Annotated in this window: 16 protein-coding genes; 9 read left to right on the plus strand and 7 right to left on the minus strand. The window is 71.3% G+C overall.

What is annotated here, in order from left to right; translation table 11 throughout:
• Nucleotides 1-157 precede the first annotated feature (157 nt).
• Complete coding sequence (locus ACFVU2_RS05800; RefSeq protein WP_387872038.1) at nt 158-1,207, minus strand: LacI family DNA-binding transcriptional regulator; 1,050 nt, start codon at nt 1,205-1,207, stop codon at nt 158-160.
• A gap of 166 nt (nt 1,208-1,373) precedes the next feature.
• On the opposite strand from ACFVU2_RS05800, the gene ACFVU2_RS05805 reads away from it, so the two are divergent.
• On the plus strand, nt 1,374-7,151 hold the full coding sequence (locus ACFVU2_RS05805; RefSeq protein ID WP_387872040.1) for a GH92 family glycosyl hydrolase: 5,778 nt from the start codon (nt 1,374-1,376) through the stop codon (nt 7,149-7,151).
• Nucleotides 7,151-7,558 carry a hypothetical protein gene (locus tag ACFVU2_RS05810; RefSeq protein WP_387872041.1) on the plus strand — a complete coding sequence of 136 codons (408 nt, stop codon included), beginning with the start codon at nt 7,151-7,153 and terminating at the stop codon, nt 7,556-7,558. The genes ACFVU2_RS05805 and ACFVU2_RS05810 overlap by 1 nt, the downstream gene beginning before the upstream one ends.
• 24 nt (nt 7,559-7,582) lie before the next feature.
• Here ACFVU2_RS05810 and ACFVU2_RS05815 read toward each other — a convergent pair whose 3' ends face one another.
• Nucleotides 7,583-9,286 (minus strand): cytochrome c biogenesis protein DipZ, encoded by a 1,704-nt coding sequence (locus ACFVU2_RS05815; RefSeq protein WP_387872043.1) that lies wholly within the window; start codon nt 9,284-9,286, stop codon nt 7,583-7,585.
• A 134-nt stretch (nt 9,287-9,420) separates the two neighbouring features.
• Between ACFVU2_RS05815 and ACFVU2_RS05820 the strand changes: the two genes are divergently transcribed.
• The 4 genes from ACFVU2_RS05820 to ACFVU2_RS05835 all read left to right on the plus strand — a co-directional run bounded on the left by ACFVU2_RS05820 (nt 9,421) and on the right by ACFVU2_RS05835 (nt 12,394).
• Nucleotides 9,421-10,083, plus strand: coding sequence for a fasciclin domain-containing protein (locus ACFVU2_RS05820; protein ID WP_387872045.1), 663 nt, complete (start codon nt 9,421-9,423; stop codon nt 10,081-10,083).
• 117 nt (nt 10,084-10,200) lie between these two features.
• The gene (locus tag ACFVU2_RS05825) at nt 10,201-10,821 is read left to right on the plus strand and encodes a SagB/ThcOx family dehydrogenase (RefSeq protein WP_387872047.1); all 621 of its coding nucleotides are present in this window, start codon (nt 10,201-10,203) and stop codon (nt 10,819-10,821) included.
• 66 nt (nt 10,822-10,887) lie between these two features.
• A complete protein-coding gene (locus ACFVU2_RS05830) occupies nt 10,888-11,529 on the plus strand; it encodes a DedA family protein (RefSeq protein ID WP_387872049.1) in 642 nt (213 codons plus the stop codon).
• Nucleotides 11,530-11,593: 64 nt separating this feature from the next.
• Nucleotides 11,594-12,394, plus strand: coding sequence for a hypothetical protein (locus ACFVU2_RS05835; RefSeq protein WP_387872050.1), 801 nt, complete (start codon nt 11,594-11,596; stop codon nt 12,392-12,394).
• Nucleotides 12,395-12,446: 52 nt separating this feature from the next.
• On the opposite strand, the gene ACFVU2_RS05840 is transcribed toward ACFVU2_RS05835, so the two are convergent.
• Together ACFVU2_RS05840 and ACFVU2_RS05845 are read right to left on the minus strand one after the other, a co-directional pair.
• A complete protein-coding gene (locus tag ACFVU2_RS05840) occupies nt 12,447-13,445 on the minus strand; it encodes a sensor histidine kinase (protein ID WP_387872052.1) in 999 nt (332 codons plus the stop codon).
• Nucleotides 13,442-14,107 carry a response regulator transcription factor gene (locus tag ACFVU2_RS05845; RefSeq protein ID WP_387872054.1) on the minus strand — a complete coding sequence of 222 codons (666 nt, stop codon included), beginning with the start codon at nt 14,105-14,107 and terminating at the stop codon, nt 13,442-13,444. The genes ACFVU2_RS05840 and ACFVU2_RS05845 overlap by 4 nt, the downstream gene beginning before the upstream one ends.
• Nucleotides 14,108-14,242: 135 nt before the next feature.
• Here ACFVU2_RS05845 and ACFVU2_RS05850 point away from each other — a divergent pair, with 135 nt between their 5' ends.
• Both ACFVU2_RS05850 and ACFVU2_RS05855 read left to right on the plus strand, forming a co-directional pair.
• Entirely contained in the window at nt 14,243-15,019 is a 777-nt protein-coding gene (locus ACFVU2_RS05850) for a hypothetical protein (protein WP_387872055.1), read from the plus strand.
• Between the two features lie 35 nt (nt 15,020-15,054).
• Nucleotides 15,055-15,729, plus strand: coding sequence for a phosphatase PAP2 family protein (locus ACFVU2_RS05855; RefSeq protein ID WP_387872056.1), 675 nt, complete (start codon nt 15,055-15,057; stop codon nt 15,727-15,729).
• A gap of 24 nt (nt 15,730-15,753) precedes the next feature.
• On the opposite strand, the gene ACFVU2_RS05860 is transcribed toward ACFVU2_RS05855, so the two are convergent.
• Nucleotides 15,754-16,296, minus strand: coding sequence for a putative immunity protein (locus ACFVU2_RS05860; RefSeq protein ID WP_387872057.1), 543 nt, complete (start codon nt 16,294-16,296; stop codon nt 15,754-15,756).
• Nucleotides 16,297-16,563: 267 nt separating this feature from the next.
• Here ACFVU2_RS05860 and ACFVU2_RS05865 point away from each other — a divergent pair, with 267 nt between their 5' ends.
• Nucleotides 16,564-17,397, plus strand: coding sequence for a hypothetical protein (locus ACFVU2_RS05865; protein WP_387872059.1), 834 nt, complete (start codon nt 16,564-16,566; stop codon nt 17,395-17,397).
• Here the strand turns inward: ACFVU2_RS05865 and ACFVU2_RS05870 are convergent.
• Nucleotides 17,394-18,707 (minus strand): DUF1254 domain-containing protein, encoded by a 1,314-nt coding sequence (locus tag ACFVU2_RS05870; RefSeq protein ID WP_387872061.1) that lies wholly within the window; start codon nt 18,705-18,707, stop codon nt 17,394-17,396. The two genes, ACFVU2_RS05865 and ACFVU2_RS05870, sit on opposite strands and share 4 nt — an antisense overlap.
• Nucleotides 18,708-18,777: 70 nt before the next feature.
• Nucleotides 18,778-20,253, minus strand: coding sequence for a deoxyguanosinetriphosphate triphosphohydrolase family protein (locus ACFVU2_RS05875; RefSeq protein WP_387872062.1), 1,476 nt, complete (start codon nt 20,251-20,253; stop codon nt 18,778-18,780).
• Between the last annotated feature and the right edge of the window lie 11 nt (nt 20,254-20,264).

The raw sequence follows: 20,264 nt of genomic DNA on the forward strand, positions 1-20,264 counted from the left end.
TGCACGTGTTCGCGCGGCGTGTCGTGACCAGTAGATCGCGAGCGGGCCTGCGCGGCGGCGTGTCGTGACCACTGGATCACGAGCGGGCCTGCGACGCGCCGCAAAACCCAGGCGCACGCGACCGGCGACCGCCCCCGACACCCACGCCCCGCGCCCCTCAGCTGCGCGGGAGCCGCTCCCCCGAGCCGCGCTGCACGAGACGGGTCGGCAGCACGATGCCGGAGGGGCCCTCGTGGCGGCGGTCCATGGCGCCGAGGGCGAGACGGGCGGCGGTGCGTCCCATCTCGACGGGATCGTGGGCGATCACGGTCACGCCGAGCACGTCGGCGAGCTCGAAGTCGTCGAAGCCGACCAGTGCCGGCCAGGCGTCGAGCTCGATCATGGCGCGCAGGGCGCCGATCGTGATGCGGTTGTTGCTGGTGAAGAGGGCGGTGGGCGGGTCCGGCTGGGTCAGCAGGGCGCGCACCTCCTCCAGGGCCGCCGTGACGTCGTGTGCGTCGTGGCGGACCCACCGTGTCGCGTCGAGGGAGGCCGCGCCCATGGCGTCCTCGAAGCCCGCGAAGCGCTCCCGGTGCGTCTCGAGGCGGGAGAGGTCGCCGACGAAGCCGATCGAGGTGTGGCCCGCGGCGATGAGGTGCTCGACCGCATCCCGCGCGCCGCGGCGGTTGTCGAGGAGCACCGAGTCGGCGTCGATCCCGACGCCGGGGCGGTCGACGAAGACGACGGGGATGCCTCGGGACTGCACGGCCGACAGGTCGCTGTGGTCGGTGATGGTGGAGACGAGGATGAGCCCGCGCACCTGGCGGTCGACGAACTCGCCGATCAGTCCGCGCTCGCGGGCCGGCTCCTCGTCCGAGCTGGCCACGGTGAGCTGAATGCCGTGCGATCGCAGTTCCTGCTCCACGCCCTTCGCGACGGCCGAGTAGAACGGGTTGGCGAGGTCGCCGGTGATGAGGCCGACCAGGTTCGAGGTGAGCCCGCGGGCCAGGAGGCTGGCCGCCCGGTTGAGCTGGAAGCCGAGCTGATGCGCGGCGTCGAGCACGCGCTCGCGGGTCGCCTCGGCGACGCGCGGTTCGCCGTTGACGGCGCGGGAGGCGGTCTTCAGGCTCACGCCGGCGCGCTCGGCCACCTGGGCCAGTGTCGGCGCGGAATGCGGGCGTTCGGACGAGTGCTTCGGGGAGGTCGCACCGGAGGGGTCCGTGGCCATGGGCGTCGCCTTCCTCGTCCAGCTGGATGCGCCGCACGGACCGGGTGTCGGAAATTCGTGCTTGACCGCGGTGACAGCGTAGGACAAAATCTACCAGTGACAGCGCTGTCACATGCGGGGTCACCAGAGTTCGATCGTTCCTTCACCAGCCAGGAGTCCAGCCAGAATGCTCCGCATTTCGCACAACCGGTCTGCGCATCGCGCCCGCCGCTCCCTTCTCCGCACCGCGGCCGTCGCGGCCGCCGTCGCCCTCGTCGGCTCCGGTGCCGGCCTCGCGGCGCTGCCCGCAGCGGCCGCGTCCACGCCGTTCCTCTCGTCGTTCGAGACCGCCGACCCGCAGCCGCTCGCGAGCGTCCCCTACGGCACGCAGACCAACGTCACCGGCAAGTCGCCGACGGGCAGCCAGTCGGCCTACATCGCCGGCGTCACCGCCTCGGCCGAGAACGCGCCGGGGGAGGCCGCGGTCAAGCTGACCGACAACAACTCCACCACCAAGTGGCTCGCCAAGGCGGCGACCGGCTGGGTGGTCTACACGTTCGCCAAGCCGACGCTGGTGACCGACTACGCGCTCACCTCCGGCAACGACTCCCCCGGCCGCGACCCGAAGAACTTCACGGTCGAGGGCTCGAACGACGGCAGCACCTGGAGCCCGGTCGACGCGCAGACCGGCCAGACCTTCACCGACCGCCAGACGACGAACACGTACCACCTGGCGACCCCGGCCACGTTCTCGCAGTACCGGTTCACGGTCACGCTCAACAGCGGCGACGCGTACCTCCAGCTGGCCGACTGGGATCTCCGCGACGCCACCCCGGGCGCGACCCCGATGCTCTCGGTCGTCGGTTCGGGCCCGACCAACGGCTACAACGCCAAGGCGGGCGCCGGCTTCAACGGCACCCATGCGCTCCGCTACGGCGGCAAGCACCTCGCCGACGGCGCCGCCGCGGCGACGAGCCTGCTCTACGACGGCGTCGGCGCGACCATCGGCGCGAAGACCGAGCTCTCGTACCTGGTCTTCCCCGATCGCGGCACCGACCTCGCCGTGCCGTCGTCGTGGGTCGCCATCGACCTCGTGCTGGACGACGGGACCACGCTGTCGAGCAAGCAGAACCTCACCGACGCCAACGGCTTCGGCGTGACGGCCCGCGCGCACGGCGAGCAGAAGTCGCTGTTCGAGAACGAGTGGAACAACATCCAGATCGACCTCTCCAGCCTGGCCGGCCGCACGGTGCAGAAGGTGCTGCTCAGCTACGACTACCCGACCGGCAGCGCGAGCACCGTCTTCTCGGGCTGGATCGACGACGTGCGCATCGGCGACGCCGCCCCGGCCGCCGACGCCTCCAGCAAGGTGAAGCTCGTCGACACCCGCCGGGGCACGCTGTCCAGCTCGTCCTTCTCGCGCGGGACGAACATCCCGGCGACCGCCTGGCCCAACGGCTTCAACTTCTTCACCCCGTTCACCAACGGCGGCAGCCAGGGCACGCTCTACGAGTACCAGCGCGCCAACAACTCGGACAACCTCCCCACCCTGCAGGCCATCGGCATCTCGCACGAGCCGAGCATCTGGATGGGCGACCGCGATCAGCTCGGCATCATGCCGTCGACCTCGAGCACTCCGAACGGCGACCTGACCAACAGGCAGCTGGCGTTCAGTCACTCCGACGAGATCGCCCGGCCCGACCTCTACAGCGTCAAGTTCCAGAACAACCTGGTCACCGAGGTCACTCCGACCGACCACGGCGGCATCTTCCGCTTCCAGTTCCCCGGCACCACCGGCAGCGTGATCGTCGACCGCGTCGGCGGATCCTCCTCGCTCAGCGTCGCCGCCGACGGCACCGTCTCGGGCTGGACCGACGGCGGCAGCGGCAGCGGTGTCAGCCGGATGTTCGTCTCGGGCGCCTTCGACAAGACCCCGAGCGCGGTCGGCACCGCCGCGGGCAGCCGCACCGGCGCCCGCTACGCGGCCTTCTCGACCACCGCGGGCGAGACGGTGCAGCTGCGTCTCGCGACCTCTTTCATCTCCGCCGCGCAGGCGAAGAAGAACCTCGACCTGGAGGTCACCGGCAAGAGCTTCGACGACGTGAACACGGCGGCCGCGAACGCCTGGAACGACCGCCTCGGCGTGATCGACGTGGAGGGTGCGACGGCCAACCAGCTGACCACCCTGTACTCGAACCTCTACCGCATGAACCTCTACCCGAACTCGCAGTTCGAGAACACCGGCACCGCCGGGGCCCCGGTCTACAAGCACGCCAGCCCCGTCGCACCGCAGACCGGCAGCGCCACCGACACCGCGACGAACGCCAAGGTCGTCGACGGCAAGATCTACGTCAACAACGGATTCTGGGACACCTACCGGACGGTCTGGCCGCTCTACTCCCTGCTCTACCCGAAGCTGACCGACGAGCTGGTCGACGGCTTCGTGCAGCAGTACCGCGAGGGCGGCTGGGTCTCCCGGTGGTCGTCGCCGGGCTACTCCGACATCATGACCGGCACGAGCTCCGACGTCGCGTTCGCCGACGCCTACATCAACGGCTCGGTCTCCACAGCGGTCGCGCTCGACGCGTACGACGCGGCCGTCAAGAACGCGACCGTGCTGGCCCCGTCGAACAACGTCGGCCGCAAGTCGCTCGACACGTCGATCTTCCTCGGCTACACGCCCGACTCGCAGGGCGAGAGCGTCTCGTGGGGGCTCGAGGGCTACATCAACGACCACGGCATCGGCCAGATGGCGGCGAAGCTCGCGGAGGACCCGGCCACCCCGGACGCCCGGCGCGAGCAGCTGAAGGAGGAGTCGACGTACTTCCTCGACCGCGCCACCAACTACGTCCAGATGTTCGACCCGGCGACCGGCTTCTTCCGGCCGAAGACCGCCTCCGGCGCGGTCTCGGGCGACGCGAGCTTCGACCCGAAGACCTGGTGGGGCCCGTACACCGAGACGAACGCCTGGAACTTCGCCTTCCACGCGCCGTTCGACGTCGACGGCCTCGCCTCGCTCTACGGCGGCTCGCAGGGTCTCGTGGACAAGCTCGACCAGTTCTTCGCGACGCCCGAGGACGGCGGCGGCGGCTCCATCCACGAGATGATCGAGGCCCGCGCAGTGCGCATGGGCCAGCTCGGGATGAGCAACCAGCCCTCGCACCACATCCCGTATCTGTACGCGGCGGCCGGTGCGCCGAGCAAGACCCAGGCGGTCGTGCGCGAGGTGCAGAAGCGCCTGTACGTGGGCAGCGAGATCGGCCAGGGCTACCTGGGCGACGAGGACAACGGCGAGATGTCGTCGTGGTACATCTTCTCGGCCCTCGGCTTCTACCCGCTCCAGCTCGGCAGCGGTGACTACACGATCGGTTCGCCCCTCTTCACCAAGGCGACCGTGCACCTCGCGGGCGGCAAGTCCCTGGTGGTCAACGCGCCGAACAACAGCGACAAGAACGTCTACGTCGCCTCGGCGAAGCTGAACGGCACGGCGCTCGACACGGCCGCGCTGCCGCACGACATCCTGAGCACGGGAGGCACGGTCGACTTCACGATGAGCGCCACTCCGACCTCGTGGGGTGCGCACACCAGCTCGACGCCCGTCCCGACTCCGGCGACGGACGTCACGAAGACCGGCTACGGCACGACGACCGTCTCCGACGGCAGCCTGATCGGCTCGCTGACGGACGACAACTCGCGCAGCGTCACCACCTTCGCGACGGCGACGCCCGCCATCCAGTGGACGTCGGCCAGCGGTTCGGTCTCGGTGAGCGGGTACACGCTGACCTCGCCGGCCACCGGCGCGGTCCCCACCGCCTGGCACCTGGAGGGCTCCTCCGACGGCGCCAGCTGGATGCCGCTGGACACCCGCACGGACCAGACGTTCACGTGGGCGACCCAGACGCGGCCGTTCGAGCTCGCGCATCCCGGATCGTTCACGCACTACCGCCTGACGATCGACGCGACGACCACCGGCGCTCCCGCGTCGCTGGCCGAGCTCGAGCTGCTCGCGACGCCCGGCACGGTGGGCGACCTGGCCATCACGCCTGCTGAGGGTGTGAAGGCGTCCGTCGGGGCCTCGGTCGGGGCGACGCTCGCGACCGTCTCCGGCGGCGCGGCGAAGGACGCGACCGATCTCACGGTGACCGCCGACTTCCACGACGGGTCCGGCCCGAAGCCGGCCACCGTCTCGAAGACCCCGCTCGGCACCTGGGCGATCACCGCGCCGCACGCGTTCGACGCGGTCGGCGAGTACACCGTCACCGTCACGGCGGGCGACGGCACCTCGCAGGTCAGCGCCGACGTGCCGGTCTCGGTCAGCAGGGACAACACCCTCGTCGGCTCCTTCGACAGCACCTGCATCGGCGATGCGGGAGTGGGCGCGAACTGCGACGCGAAGGCGTGGGCCTTCAACCGCGCCCTGCTGAAGAACACCGGGTTCGTGCAGGGCACGACGGTGACGGTGCCCGGCACCGCGCTCACCTTCGACCTGCCTGCCGCGGCGGCCGGCCAGCCGGACAACGCGACCGGCAACGGCCAGACGATCCGGGTCGACCTCGGCCAGGGCGCCACGAAGCTGTCGGTCATCGGCACCGCGACCCAGACGGCGCAGCACGTCACCGCGACGATCACCTTCACCGACGGCAGCACCGCGCCGCTGGCGATCGACTACGGCGACTGGGTGGGCGCGGCGAACAGCCCGATCAACGGCGGCATCTCGGTCGGCAAGTCGGCCGGGCGCCTGAGCGGATCGAGCGCGGCGGACGGCCAGACCGCTGGCATCTTCTCGACCGCGCCGGTCAGCATCCCGGCCGGCAAGACGGTGCAGTCGATCACGCTTCCGGTGCAGACCGGGGACCCGGGATCGGCGGGCCGCATCCACGTGTTCGCCTTCGCCTCCGACGGTGTGCGCACCGCGCTGCCGGCGCTGACGGCCACGGCGGCCGCGCTCGACGCCCAGAAGACCGGGGTGGCGTTCACCGCCTCGCTGGCGACGGCGACGGGCGGGGCTCCGAGCGCCCGGGGCGCCTACACCGCGCGCGTCAACTGGGGCGACGGCTCTCCGGTCGCCGACGCGACGGTCACCCCAGGCGCCGGGACGGACCCGGCGACGATCGCGGGAACCCACACCTACGTCGCCGCCGGTGACCACACGGTGTCGGTCACGGTCGACGACGGGCTGAAGAGCGCGGTCGTCACGACCACGGTCCACGTCGAGCAGGCCTACCAGCCGGTGCTCGACGCCGTAGCCGGCACCTTCCTGCCGGGAGCGGACGTCGCCATCACCGGGCACGGGTTCGCCCCGGGCGAGCCGGTGACGGTCACCCTCGGCACGACGCCGGCCGCCCCGGTGGCGACGACGGCCGACGGGTCCGGCGCCGTCAGCGCCACCGTCACGATCCCGGAGGGCGCGGCCGACGCCACCTATCCGGTGACGGCGCGCGGTGATACGTCGCAGACCGACGCGACGACCTCGGTCGTCGTCACGGCCCCGGTCGCGCCCGGTGCGGACGCCACGCTGAGCCTCTCGGCGGGTTCCGCGGTGCGCGGCGCGACGGTGGTCGCCTACGGCGACCACTTCCCGGCCGGTGAGACCGTGTCGTTCACCCTCCACTCCGACCCGATCGCGCTCGGCACGGCCACTGTGAACGGTCAGGGCGTCTTCACCGCCGCCCTCGTGGTCCCGGCCGGTGCGGCCAGTGGAGCGCACGAGATCGAGGCGACGGCCGGCGGGGTGAGCGTCCGGGTGGCGTTCACCGTGCTCGACGCCCTCCCGGTCGACCACGGCACCGCTCCCGCGCAGGGCGGCACGTGGAACGGGCTGGCCGACACCGGCTCCGACGCGCACGGCGCGCAGACGGCGGCGACGGTCGGCGCCTGGCTCGTGCTCGCCGGCGCGCTGCTGGCGGCGGGCGGGTACGTCGTCAGCCGCCGCATCCGCCGCACGCGGGGAGGGACGGCCGAGTGATGGAGGCGACGACTCACGACCGGAGCGCGACCGCCGTCGGAGTGCTCGAGCACTCCGCGGACGCCGCGACGGAGACCTCGGCGGGGGAGGGGGAGCGCCCGTACGCGTGGGTGCTCCCCGCCCTCCCGGCCGAGGCCGAGCGAGTCGTCGTCGCCCTCGAGCAGCGGCAGCGGGAGTGGAGCCGGAGCACCTGGTGGCGTCGGGCCGCCTCCCTCCGGCTCGGACCGCTGGACCGCGAGATGGCCGCCGTGCGCGAGCTCCGCGAGCTCGCCACGGCGGTCCTCGACCGGCGAGGCGGCAACCGCTACGGGGCGATCGTCCCCGTGTCGGAGGTGCTGCTCCTGCTGGCGGATCCGCAGGCCCGGCGCGAACTGCTGGACCTCAGCGGCCTGCCGTCCATCGCCTGACCGCTCGGTCGCGGAGGCGCCGGTTTATCCGAAGGTGAAGGAGTAGGCGGTCACTCCGGCCGGCACCGTCACGGTCAGCGTCCCGGAGCCCGTGTCCTTCGTCGACAGCAGCTGTCGCGCGTTCGGCACTCCCGAGACATGGACCGTCTGCTTCTTGCCGTCCCGTTCGACGGTGACGTCTCCGGTTCCCGAAAGGACCATCTGCACCACTTTCGCCGTGTACGAGAGGCGGATGGTCGCCGGTCCGGCCGACGGGGTGATGGACTGCGTCCCGACGTTCCAGCCGCCGTCCAGCGCGAAGGTGTTCGCGTTCTGCTTCGCCGGAAGGCTGAACGTCTGCGTGCCGCTGGTGTACTTCTCGGGGCCGTCGTAGTTGCGCACCTTGGTGTAGCCGAGGTAGCTCTCCGGCGTGATCTTGCTGACCTGCGGGGTCGAGTCGGCGACCTCGGTCGGGGCCGGCAGCTTCACCGACGGGTTGGCCTGCTGCAGCAGCTGCCGGATGAGCGACTCGGTCTGGGCGTAGTTGCCCTCGCCGAACTGCACGTTGCGCACGGTGCCCTTCGCGTCGATCAGGTAGTGGGCCGGCCAGTAGCGGTTGCGGTAGTTGGTCCACGTCGAGAGGTTGTTGTCGATCGCGACGGGGTAGGTGATCCCGAAGCCCTTCGCGGCGGACTCCACGTTGGCAGGCACCTTCTCGAACGCGTACTCGGGGGAGTGGATGCCGATGATCTGCAGGCCCGCCGCCTTGTACGCCTTCTCCCATGCGACGACGTGCGGGATGGAGCGCTCGCAGTTGATGCAGGAGTACGCCCAGAAGTCGATCAGCACGACCTTGCCCTTCTCCTGATCCAGCGCGATCGGCTTGTTGCCGGGCGTGTTGAACCACTGCTGGATGCCCGTGATGTCGGGAGCCGTGCCGCACGACTGCAGCGTGGAGGCGTCGTTGCTGCACTTCGAGAGGTCCTTGTTCTGGTCGTTGACCAGACCGCCGAGGTTCAGCGCCTGACTCACCTGGTCGGACGACGAGAAGTTGTCCTGCAACGCCGACGTGTAGTCGGGGATGAGCCGCTGCAGCGCCTGCGGGATGTTGAAGAACAGCCCGACCGCCAGCGCCACCATGAGCACGCCGCCCGTGATGCGGATGCCCTTCTGGTGCTTGCGGAACCCCTTCACCCGCTCCGAGACGCGCCGGCCGGCGAGCGCGAAGATCAGCAGCGGGATGGCCGCGCCGATCGCGAACGCCAGCGTCAGCACGATCGTCTCGACGCCGATCCTGCCGGTCGAACCGGCGACCGTGATGGCCGCGAGCACCGGTCCCGCGCACGGCACGTAGACCGCGCCGAGGGCGATGCCGAGCACGAACCCGCCCCGGTCGGTGCCGACGTTGCGCTGCGGGATCCACGAGAACGGCTTCTCGAGGTACTCCTCGAACTTCGGCACGATCAGGCCGATGCCGATCAGCACCAGCACGACGATGCCCGCATAGCGGAGCACGTCCTGCGGGAGGTGCAGCAGCGCGAGGAGGAGGGAGCCGAGGAGCGTGAACACGCTGAACGACACCACCAGGCCCAGGATCACCTGGTACGGCCGCCAGCGGGATGCGCCCGCCGCCCGGTCGCTCTGCGCGCCGCCGGAGAAGAAGATCACCGGCAGCACGGGAAGGATGCAGGGGGAGATCCCCGTGATGAGGCCGCCGAGGAATCCGATCAGCGCGAGTGTCAGGTACATGCCCTGCGTTCGGCGGAGGCGCGCCGATCGGATTGGCTTCGGATCCGTCCAATCCGATCGTGAGCGAGGCTCCGAAGCCCCGTCGTAGCAAGCACGTCGAAGTACGTCACATCACTGCACGAAGGAGTCTCACAATGCGCACTTCCAAGATCTCACTCGCCGTGGCGGGAACGGTCGCGGCCCTCGCCCTCGCCCTCACCGGATGTTCGTCCGGCTCGAGCACGGGCTCGTCCTCGACCTCGTCCTCGGGCTCGTCGATGACGACGCCGTCCGCCTCCGCGACCGCCGACCCGGCCGCCGACCTCGTTGGCTCCGGCTGCGCCGCCTACGCCAAGCAGGTCCCGAGCGGTGCCGGCTCCGTCGCCGGCATGTCGCAGGACCCGGTGGCGACCGCCGCCTCCAACAACCCGCTCCTCACCACCCTGGTCGCTGCCGTCTCCGGCAAGCTCAACCCCAAGGTGAACCTGGTCGACACCCTGAACGGCGGCGAGTTCACCGTCTTCGCCCCGGTCGACAGCGCCTTCGCGAAGATCGACTCCGCGACCATCGACACCCTGAAGACCGACGCGGGCGCCGCAACGCTCAGCAAGATCCTCACGTACCACGTGGTCCCCGGCCAGATCTCCCCGTCTGACATCGATGGCACCCACAAGACGGTCGAGGGCGGCGACGTCACGGTGACCGGCTCGGGCGACTCGATCAAGGTCAACGACGCCAACGTCATCTGCGGAGGCGTCCACACCGCCAACGCCACGGTGTACCTCATCGACTCCGTGCTGATGCCGCCGGCCCAGTGACCCTGAGCTGACCGAAACGACGAAGCGCCCGGACCCGTGCCGGGCGCTTCGTCGTGCGCGGGGATAGTTCCGGGACACGCGGGCGCAGTGGTCGCGCGGCACGGCTTGACTGGGGTCGTGACGACCGTGCGAACCATCCCCCTCCCCTCGCCCGAGCTGTACTACCCGGCCTCCGGGGTCAGCGTCGTCACCGCGCTGCGCGAGCGGCGGTCGCAGCACGCGTTCGCCCCCGGGGCGCTGTCCCTCACCGCGCTGGGCACGCTGCTCAACGAGTCGGCGGGCGTCACGGAGCTCTTCGGCCGGGGCACGCCGTCGCCGGGACGCGCCTATCCGGTCGCGTGCGTGGTCGCCGCGTGCGCGGTCGAGGGGGTGCCGCCCGCCTTCTACCGGTACGACGCGAGGGGCCACGCGCTCTCCCCTCTCGGCCTGGACATCGCCCCGCGCGAGTGGCTGACCCGCACTCTCGCCAACCGCGCCATCGCCGAGACCGAGGCCGCGCATGTCTTCGCCGTCGGCGAGGGCTACGCCGCCGAGCAGCACTTCGGCCCCGACGCCCAGCGGTTCCTGATGCTGGAGGCCGGGCAGCTGATCCAGAGCATGCTCCTCGTCGCGCAGCACCAGAAGATCGGTGCGTGCACCATCGGCCGGTTCGATCGTGCCGAGGCGGATGCCCTGCTCGCAACCACGACCGCAGGAGGGTCGGTGCTGCACAGCGCCGCCTTCGGCCGCCTGCCCTGACGAGTCTCGACGGCTGAGGGCCGCCCTCTTGGAGGTTTCTGGGGACGGCGCGGATTGACTGGGCCCATGACTCATCTGGGACTCATCGACCCGCAGGGCATCATCCAGGCCGCAGGCCCCTGGGCACTGCTGGGAGTGTGCGCGATCGTCTTCGTCGAGACCGGCCTCCTGATCGGGTTCTTCCTGCCGGGGGACACCCTCCTCTTCTTCACCGGGGTGCTCACGCTCACGGGACACTTCTCCGAGCCGCTCTGGGTCGTGATCGTGGCCGTGATCGCGGCCGCTGTCGTGGGCGATCAGGTCGGCTACGCGATCGGGAGGCGCACCGGCCCGGCCGTGTTCGAGCGCCGGGAGTCCGGCTTCTTCAGCCGCGCGAGCGTGGAACGCACCCAGCGCTTCTTCGACCGCTTCGGCGGCGCCGCCGTCACCGTCGCCCGCTTCGTGCCGGTGGTGCGCACTTTCGCGCCGGTCGCCGCCGGCGTCGGCCGGATGCACTGGACGCTCTTCACCGTCTTCAACGTCGTCGGCGCCGCGGTCTGGGCGACGGCCGTCATCCTCCTCGGCTACGGGCTCGGGCACATCCCGGGCGTCGCGGACTTCGTCGCCCAGTACCTCGATCTCGTGCTGATCGGCATCGTGGTCGTCTCCGTCGTCCCGGTGCTCGTGCGGGTCGTCGTGCTGCGCCGCCGGGCGCGTGCCGATTCTTAGCGGCGGCTGGGGACGCGCCTCGTAGCGTTCGACGGGTCCGACCCGATCGACCGAAGGGATCCCCGTGACCGAGCCGAACCGCCTCCGCGCCAACAAGGTGCCGGAGCCGACACCGTCGTTCTGGACGATCAAAGTCCTCGCCACGACCGTCGGCGAGACCGCCGCCGATCTGCTCGCCACCAGCCTGCACCTGGGGACGCAGCTCACCTCCATCGTGATGGCCGCGCTCTTCCTCGTCGTGCTCGCGCTGCAGTTCCGCAGCCGCCGGTACGTCCCCTGGCTCTACTGGCTGACGGTGGTGCTGATCAGCGTGGTGGGCACGCTCATCACCGACAATCTGACGGACGGGCTCGGCGTGCCGCTCGCCGTCTCCACGACCGTCTTCGCCGTCGCGCTCATCGCCACTTTCGCCGTGTGGTTCGCGGTGGAGCGCACGCTCTCCATCCACGAGATCGTGACGCCGCGGCGGGAGGCGTTCTACTGGCTCGCGATCCTCTTCACCTTCGCGCTGGGCACCGCCGCCGGCGACCTGCTGGCCGAGCAGCTGAACCTCGGCTACCTGGCCTCGGTCGGGGTGTTCGCGGGGGCCATCGCCCTCGTCGCGGTGGCTCATTTCGTGTTCCGGCTGAACGCGGTCGTCGCGTTCTGGATCGCCTACGTGCTCACGCGTCCCCTCGGTGCGTCGCTGGGCGACCTGCTCTCCCAGCCGGTGGACTCCGGTGGACTGGGGCTGGGCACGATCGTGACCAGCGTGCTCTTCCTGCTGGCGATCGTCGCCCTTGTCGTGTTCCTCACCTCGTCCCGACGTGGACGGTCGCGGACGCTCTCGGTCGACGCGCCGTCGAGGCAGGTCGGGCTCGACTGACGCCGGGTGCGGGACGCCGGGTGCGGGTCACCGGGTGCGGGTCCTGCGGCGGTCAGGCCGCCGGGACCCGCATCGCCAGCACGGTCCCCTCCGGCCCGGTGGCCTCCACCACCACGGTGCCGCCGTGCCGGGCGGCGATCTCGCGCACGAGGGCGAGGCCGATCCCGAAGCCGGCGCCCGTGCGCCGGGGCGACTCGGGCTGGGAATGGGCGAAGCGGTCGAAGATGCGGGCCGGATCGATCCCGGTGATGCCCGGCCCCTGGTCGGCGACGACGAGCACCGCGCTCGCGCCGTCGCGACGCACGGCGACGGTCACCCGGCCGCCCGCGGGGGAGTGGGCCAGAGCGTTGTCGACGAGCGCGGTCGCACAGCGCTGCAGGCTCGCCGGAGGGATCGTCGTCAGCACGTCGCGCTCCGTCTCGAGCACGAGCTCCACCGCCGCATCGTGGGCGAGCACCTGCAGCGAGTCGACGGCGCGCTCGACGTGATCGGCCAGCGGGGACGGCGCGACCGCCGCCTCCCGCTCCGGGTCGGCGGCGAGCAGGAGGTCGTTCACGACGTCGATCAGCGTGCGGGTGTCGGCACGCAGCTCGGCGACCGTCGCCGTCGACGGGTCGTCGTCGGCCAGCCCGCGTTGCAGCACCTGCAGTCGGGCGTCGAGCACGGCGAGCGGAGTCCGCAGCTCGTGGCTCGCATCCGCCACGAAGTCCCGCTGCAGCTGCAGGGCCCTGCCGAGCGGGCGCACGGCCCGCCGCGTCACGACCATGCTGAGCACGCCGGCGATCGCCACGGCGAGCAGGCCGACGACCACGAACGCGATCATCGCCTCGGTCGTGTCGATGTAGATCTTGTGCTCGCCGGGCTTCGGCGCCTCGTTCACCTCCGCCGGCCGCAGCTGGTCGAGCACGAAGAAGAACGCCACCCCGATGGCGGCGACGACGAGGGCGCCCGACGCGATCGCGAGCTGCAGACCCACCGACCGGGAGGCGGCACGCACCTCCCGCAGATCGGCGTCCTGTCCGGCGCGGTCCGCCGGGCGGCGCCCCGTCACAGCTGGCCCAATCGGTAGCCTTGGCCGCGGACGGTCGTGATGATGTCCTGATCCGTCTTGCGGCGCACGTAGTGGACATACGTGTCGACGGTGCCGTCCTGCTCGTCGGCCTCGAACACCGCCGCGAGGATCTGGCGCCGCGAGAACGTGCGCAGTGGATTCTCCGCCAGCAGCCGCAGCAGGGCGCTCTCGCGATCGGTCAGCAGGATGCGGCCCTCGTACGGCGAGTAGATGGCACGGCTCTCGGGGTGGAACCGCCAGCCGCCGATCGGCAGCTCCTTGCCCTCGCCGGTGAAGGTGCGCGTCAGGGCCCGCAGCCGGGCGAGAAGCTCGTCGAACTCGAACGGCTTCACCAGGTAGTCGTTGGCGCCGGCATCGAGCCCCTCCACCCGGTCGCCGACCGCCCCGAGGGCCGTGAGCATCAGGATGGGCGCGACCACCCGCCGCTCCCGCAGGGCCGTCACCACCTCCGTGCCGCTCAGCCCCGGGAGGCGGCGGTCCACCACCAGCGCGTCGTAGTCGCCGGCCAGCCCGGCGGCGAGCCCCGCGTCGCCGTCCACGACGCGCGTCACCTCGTAGACCTCGGCCAGCACCTGCTCGATGAGTGGTCCGAGCCGGGGGTCGTCCTCGATCAGGAGCACGCGCAGCTTCGCTGTCGCCATCCGCCCCACCTCCTGCCGCTCGGGCCTCCAGTCTGGCGGAGACGCTCCCAGACTCCTCTGAGGATCGGGCACCTCGGAGGAAGCGCGCCCCTCCATCTCAGAGAATTCTGGGAACCCCTCGTCCAGGATGCGACCATGCTGCGCAACAAAGTACCCGAGGTGACCGCGCTCTTCTGGGTGACCAAGCTGCTCACCACGGCGATGGGCGAGACGGCGTCCGACTTCCTCGTCAAAACGTTCGACCCGTATCTGGTGGTCGGCCTGACCTCCCTGGTCTTCGCCGGCGCGCTCGTCCTCCAACTCACCGTGCGCCGCTACATCCCGTGGATCTACTGGCTGGCCGTGTCGATGGTCGCCGTCTTCGGGACCATGGTCGCCGACGTCCTGCATGTGCAGCTCGGCGTGCCCTACCTCGTCTCGACCGCCGGGTTCGCGATCGCGCTCGCCGTCGTGTTCGTGCTCTGGTGGCGCACGCAGCGCACGCTCTCCGTGCACCGCATCGACACCCGCGCACGGGAGCTCTTCTACTGGTGCGCGGTGCTGGCGACCTTCGCGCTCGGCACGGCGGTGGGCGATCTCACGGCGGTGACGTTCGGCCTCGGCTTCCTGGCGGCGGGCATCCTGTTCGGCGTGCTGTTCGCGATCCCGGGCGTCGCCTACCGGTGGTGGGGGATGGGCGCGACCGCCGCCTTCTGGTCGTCGTACGTGCTCACCCGCCCGTTCGGGGCCTCCTTCGCCGATTGGTTCTCGCGGTCGCCAGCGCTCGGCGGGCTGGGGCTCGGGACGGGGCCGGTGAGCCTCGTGCTGTTCGCCGCGATCCTGGTCTGCGTCGCCGTGCTCTCCGCGCGTCCTCGCGAATCCTCAGGCACCCGGGCGACGTCCTTAGAGGTTCCTCAGCAGCGCTCCGCTTGACTGTCACGATCGAGAAGCCGTCGAAGGGACCTGACGTGAACACCGCTCTGCTGCGCATCCCCCGCCATTGGATCGTGTGGGCGGTGGTGCTCTTCGCCGCGACCTTCGCGCTGGGGTTCGCGGCCAAGGCCGCCCCTGCGCTCCGTTTCGCCGGTCTCGACGATGCGCTCAACCGGCTGAACTCCCCCGCTTTCGATCAGGTCGCGCTGCTGCTGGACGGGCTCGACCGACCGGTCGTGGTCGCGGCGATCCTGGCCGTCGTGTTCGTCGTGCTCCTGTTCGTGCGCGGGTGGAGGCTCGCGCTCGGCGTGTGCGCCGTGACGGGCCTGGGATGGATCACCACCCTCGTCGTCAAGGCGATCGTCGCCGAACCGCGGCCCTCCACCGCGGGGCTGACCCACATCCTCCACGTCAGCCCGGCGACGCTGAGCTACCCGAGCGGCCACGTCGTGTTCGCGACCGCCCTGGCGACCACGCTCGTCCTGGCCTGCCGCCGTCCCGCCGCGCGTGCCGTCGTGCTCGTGCTCGGCGTGGTCTTCGTCGTCGTGGTGGCCTGGTCGCGGCTGTACCTCGGGGTGCACTACGGCTCCGACGTCGTCGGCGCCGTGCTCAACGGCGTCGGCGGAGCGCTGCTGTTCGCGGGACTCTGGAACCTCGCGGCAGCGCGCGTGTTCGCCGGGCACCGGGAGGCCGCGCGGGCGCTGGTCTGAGCGACCGTCGGCGGAGGCCCGGGGTCAGCTCCGCCCGGCGCCGATCTCCGTCTGCAGCCGCGCGATGACGGCTCCGAGGATCCCGGTCGCGAGCAGCCCGGACCCCAATGGTCCTGCCGGGTCCGATCCGAGTGCCGGGAGGTGTGCGAGCGCCGCGCGTGCCTCCGGCTGCAGCCGGTCGAGCTGCCAGCGGATCTCCGCGTCGAGGGCATCGGGGTCGCCCGGGCTCGCCTCCGCTGCCGCCTTGGCCGCGTACGCGGCGGCGCCGAGCGCGTGCGCTCCCATGTGGGCGACGCCGGCGGCCTGAGCGGCGGCTCGGGCGGCGGCCACCGCGGCCGTCGAGTCCGCGCTGCCCGCCGCACGTCCCGCGACGAAGCGGCGCCGGACCTCGCCCGCCGCATCCAGCTCGCCGCGCGAGAACGCCCGCGTGCGCTCGATCGCGTCGCGGGCGCGGTCGTCCTCCGGCGCCTCCGCCTCGAACAGGGGCAGGACGTGCTCGGCGCAGTCCGCCGCCCACACCGCCACGATGCGGCGCTCGTACTCGCTCAACGACTGCGGGGAGGCCATCCCGACACGATCTCACATCGCCGTCGGCGCGGGCCGGAGCCGCGGGCCGATCCCCCCGAATCGGCCCGCGGTCGCGCGGCGGCGCCCCGGCCACATCGGGCCGGACCCCCGTCGAGGGCGCCGCGAGCGAGGCCGGCGTTCCCTCTCGGCTCGCTCTCATCAAGGAATGTCCGGACGGCCTCCGGGGTTCCGTGCCGCTGCATCCCGGGCGTGTCGCAATCGGCGGGCGTCGCGGCGTTCGGCCGGCGCGGGGGTAACGTCCTGCGTATGAGCGCCTCCTTCGACGACCAGGTCGTCGTCACCGACGGCCCGTCCACGCGCGACTCCCGGCTGTATCACTGGGTGCTGGACCATCTGGCCAAGTTCCCCGGGCGCGTGACGGTGGTGACCTTCGTCGCGGGCGTGATCGTCACCGTCGTCGTCGTGCTGTTCGGGGGCGACGGGAGCCCGACTACGGTCGTCGGGCTCGTCGCGACGCTCTGGGCGCTCTTCTTCGCCGTCATGATCTACCTGCTGACGGCCCGCGACACCGACACGGTGCTCGAGCAGATCGCGGATCTCCACGAACAGCTCGCGACCGCGCTGGCGTCGCCGGACGAGGATGCGGGCGACGGCGAGGAGGAGAGCGCCGGCGAGGAGGCGTCGTCGTCCGCCGTGGGGGAGCCCGCGACGCAACGGCCGCCCGCACCCGCTCCTGAGCCCGCACCTGCTCCTGCGCCCGCACCTGTTCCTGTTCCTGCTCCTGCCCCTGCCCCCGTGCCCGCACCCGGTCCCGCCGTCCCGGGTCGAACACGGCGGGAGAGCGGCCAGCACGGCGGCCCGCACGGCGGGTCGCAGGTCGTCTCCGGAGCGGCGGAGATCGCCGCCGCCGTGCCGCGCGAGCTCCTCGACGCGTGGAAGACGGCGACGGGAGGCTCCGCCGACGACCTCGAGCGCGCGTGGACCCGGGACCCGCGATCCGATCGACAGTGGGTGCTCGAGACCGGCGAGGGTGAACGGTGGGTCGTCTTCACCCGCGGAGCCCAGGGCACCGGTGTGATCTCGCTGTCGAACCCGCCCGGCTTCGGGCGCGGCCGTCGCCCGGCCCGACCGGCCCGTTAGACCGCAGTACCGTTCGCGGATGCGGCCCGCCGTATCCGCGGGTACGACCATTCACCATCGAGGATCGCCTCGCCAGGCACGTAGAGGCGGAAGACGAGCCGGAACGCCGCATCCGGTGCCGGCAGCCAGTTCGCGCGCGCCGTGGCGCCGACGGGCTCGTCGCGCGCGATCGTGATCGTGAGCGAGCCGTCGTCGTCGTGACGGATCCCAGCGGTGCGGTCGCCGAGCGAGTACCGGTCGATGGGGTTGTCGACCAGGTAGTAGCTCGGGATGTCGTAGAGCGTGATCGACCAGAACGCGCCGACCGGGGGCGGCGAGGGCAGGGTGATCGTATAGGTGGCATCGCCGGTCAGGGGCGCGCCGTCGATGTCGGTGAAGGCCTGGGCGTACACCGCTTCGTAGGCGTGGTTGCCCCAGAGACCGAGCCGGCACGCGATCGCGCGGACGAGGATGCGCTCCTTCTCGTCCGGGATCGTCCACTCGGGCTCGTCGATAGTGCCGAGCCCGAGAGCGTAGGTGTTGTAGTCGAACGTGTGCAGTCCGACCGTCCAGCCGTCGAACACCGGGGCGTGACCGCCCTTCGTCGCCTCTTCGAGCCCGGCGGTCCCTGCCGCGTATCCGGCGGCACGTGCGTCCGCAGCGTCGTCCGCCCACAGCGGCCGAAATCGCTCCGCGTACCCGCTCTCGGCAGCGGGGGCCGGGAAGACGGCCGACCATTCGCGCGCTTCCGCCCAGAACACGGCGGCCTCATCACGAGGATCAGCGGCAGGATGCGGGATGCCGGCGAGCGCGCGCTCCGGTTCGAGGCGTTCGAGTCGCACCGCGTCCTGCAGCGCGACGACGGCGGGGATGTCGTCCGGGCCCACGCAGGCGAATCGGCCGACGATCGACACGATGTCGGTGGATGCTCGGACGACGGGCAGCTCGGAGGAGCCCTCCCATCCCGGCGGAACGATCAGGAAGGCGCCCGCTGCGTTGCCCGTGGCCCGGGTGCCGATGTAGGCGATGTTGTTCGTCCACGCGTCGACGAACTGGAGGACGTAGTAGCGCTCGCCGACATCCGGGACCTCCAGCCGCAGGGGCCCGCCGGAGAGGTCGAGCTGTGCCATCGAGTACACGGTGTCGTTGTTGATGGTGACGAAGGTGTCCTCGGGTCCCGCGAGCTTGCGGGCGTGCGAGAACGCGTTGAACGGCGCCGCCGGGTTCGACCCCACCCCGGTGGTGACGTACCGCTGCACTTGCCGCAGGTTCTCGACCAGGGGGTAGTAATAGAAGTACGCGGCTGTCGCCGTCTCGGTCTGATCGCTCAACGTCGGGTCCTCTCGCGGAACGGCTGGTGGTCGCAATCTACCTACTGCGGCATCCGCCCCGCCAGGGGCGTCAGACCCGGTGCCCGATGGACCAGATGCGGTCTCCGCGCCCGGAGAGCGCGTCGGAGAGGTCGGCCGCCTGCGCGTCCGAGAGCGACGCGACGTAGTCGATCACGCCGCGCCCGCGCGCGAGGTCGTCGACCGGGCGCCAGGCGGCGATCGCACGGTAGCGGGCCTGGTCCATGGCCGCGTAGTCCTCGTGGGCGAGCTCGATCAGTTCGCGCAGCCTGCGGGGGACGCGCTGGCGGTCGCGCTCGTCCTCCATCCACTCGATCAGCGAGCGGACGGTCCGCGAGATCACCGTGCTCAGACCGCGCTGCTGGATGGCCAGGTCCGGGCGGCTGAGCACGAACTGCCGGTGCAGGAACTTCAGGATCTCGACCCGGTGCCACGCGGCGGTGCCCAGACTGACGGGCCCGGTCCGCAGCGAGCCCACCTCGGTGACGCCGACGGACTCCACGAACGAGCGGATCCACCGGCCGGTGAACGCCGCCAGCTCGCGTTCGAGTGCGAGCGAACCGTCGAACGGTCGCAGCAGGAGGGCGTCGACCAGCTCGGCGTTGACCGCCCAGACCGCGTCGTAGAAGGCGTCGTCGGTCGCGATCCAGGGGTCGTCGCGGTCGATCTTGCGTCGGAGGCGCTCGAGTGCCGCGCCGGGCGCCGAGCTGGCTGCGAGGTCGCGGCCGTCGGCCGACGCCCAGGTCGGCACGTCGTCCAGCCAGCCGTGGAACTCGGCCGTGACCGAGGCGTGGTCGAGCACGCCGGCGCGGTAGAAGTCGTCGATGTCGTGCACCGAGTAGGCGATGTCGTCGGCGATGTCCATGACGGCGCCCTCCACCGTCTGCCGCAGCGGCCGGGCGCCGACCTGCCCGCGCGCCTCGTCGAGGTCGGCCTCGTCGACGAAGTAGGTCGAGTACTTGAACACGTCGTAGTCGGCCCCGGCCCGGTGGATGCCGCGCGGCACCCCGTCCGCGTGGTGCAGCTCCCGCGCGTCGGCCCGCGGCGACCACGGGTACTTCGCGATCGCCGCCCGGGTGGCGGCCGTGAGGTCGAGCCCGCTCGGAGAGTGCTCCACGACATCCAGCGACGCGATGATGCGGTAGGTCTGCGCGTTCCCCTCGAACCCGTCGGTCAGGCCGAGCTCGTCGCGGGCGATGCGGTTGAGCACCGCCTCGCCGAGGTGCCCGAACGGCGGATGCCCGAGGTCGTGAGCGCAGGCCGCCGCCTCGACGACGTTCGGGTCGCACGGTCCGGCCGCGGTCGTCCCGATGCCGTCCGCGATCGAGCGGGCGACCGAGGCGACCTTCAGCGTGTGGGTCAGCCGGTTGTGCACCGGCGCCCCCGCCGTCGACGGCGAGATGACCTGCGTCACCGCCGACAGGCGCGAGAAGTACGGCGAGAACTGCACACGCTCGAGATCGAGCACGAAGGGGCCCTGCGCGGGCTCGGCGTCGCCTTCGGCGAACCGGCGGGTCTCTCTGGCCACGGCGTATCCGA

The organism is Leifsonia sp. NPDC058194, assembly GCF_042883605.1.
In the GTDB taxonomy this organism is placed as follows: Bacteria; Actinomycetota; Actinomycetes; order Actinomycetales; family Microbacteriaceae; genus Leifsonia.

What these genes read in the sequence shown, in the direction of transcription:
- ACFVU2_RS05860 (WP_387872057.1), bottom strand. Translation starts at nt 16,296, where the DNA reads ATGGCCTCCCCGCAGTCGTTGAGCGAGTACGAGCGCCGCATCGTGGCG.
- ACFVU2_RS05805 (WP_387872040.1), top strand. Translation starts at nt 1,374, where the DNA reads ATGCTCCGCATTTCGCACAACCGGTCTGCGCATCGCGCCCGCCGCTCC.
- ACFVU2_RS05810 (WP_387872041.1), top strand. Translation starts at nt 7,151, where the DNA reads ATGGAGGCGACGACTCACGACCGGAGCGCGACCGCCGTCGGAGTGCTC.
- ACFVU2_RS05815 (WP_387872043.1), bottom strand. Translation starts at nt 9,286, where the DNA reads ATGTACCTGACACTCGCGCTGATCGGATTCCTCGGCGGCCTCATCACG.
- ACFVU2_RS05830 (WP_387872049.1), top strand. Translation starts at nt 10,888, where the DNA reads ATGACTCATCTGGGACTCATCGACCCGCAGGGCATCATCCAGGCCGCA.
- ACFVU2_RS05800 (WP_387872038.1), bottom strand. Translation starts at nt 1,207, where the DNA reads ATGGCCACGGACCCCTCCGGTGCGACCTCCCCGAAGCACTCGTCCGAA.
- ACFVU2_RS05865 (WP_387872059.1), top strand. Translation starts at nt 16,564, where the DNA reads ATGAGCGCCTCCTTCGACGACCAGGTCGTCGTCACCGACGGCCCGTCC.
- ACFVU2_RS05850 (WP_387872055.1), top strand. Translation starts at nt 14,243, where the DNA reads ATGCTGCGCAACAAAGTACCCGAGGTGACCGCGCTCTTCTGGGTGACC.
- ACFVU2_RS05820 (WP_387872045.1), top strand. Translation starts at nt 9,421, where the DNA reads ATGCGCACTTCCAAGATCTCACTCGCCGTGGCGGGAACGGTCGCGGCC.
- ACFVU2_RS05845 (WP_387872054.1), bottom strand. Translation starts at nt 14,107, where the DNA reads ATGGCGACAGCGAAGCTGCGCGTGCTCCTGATCGAGGACGACCCCCGG.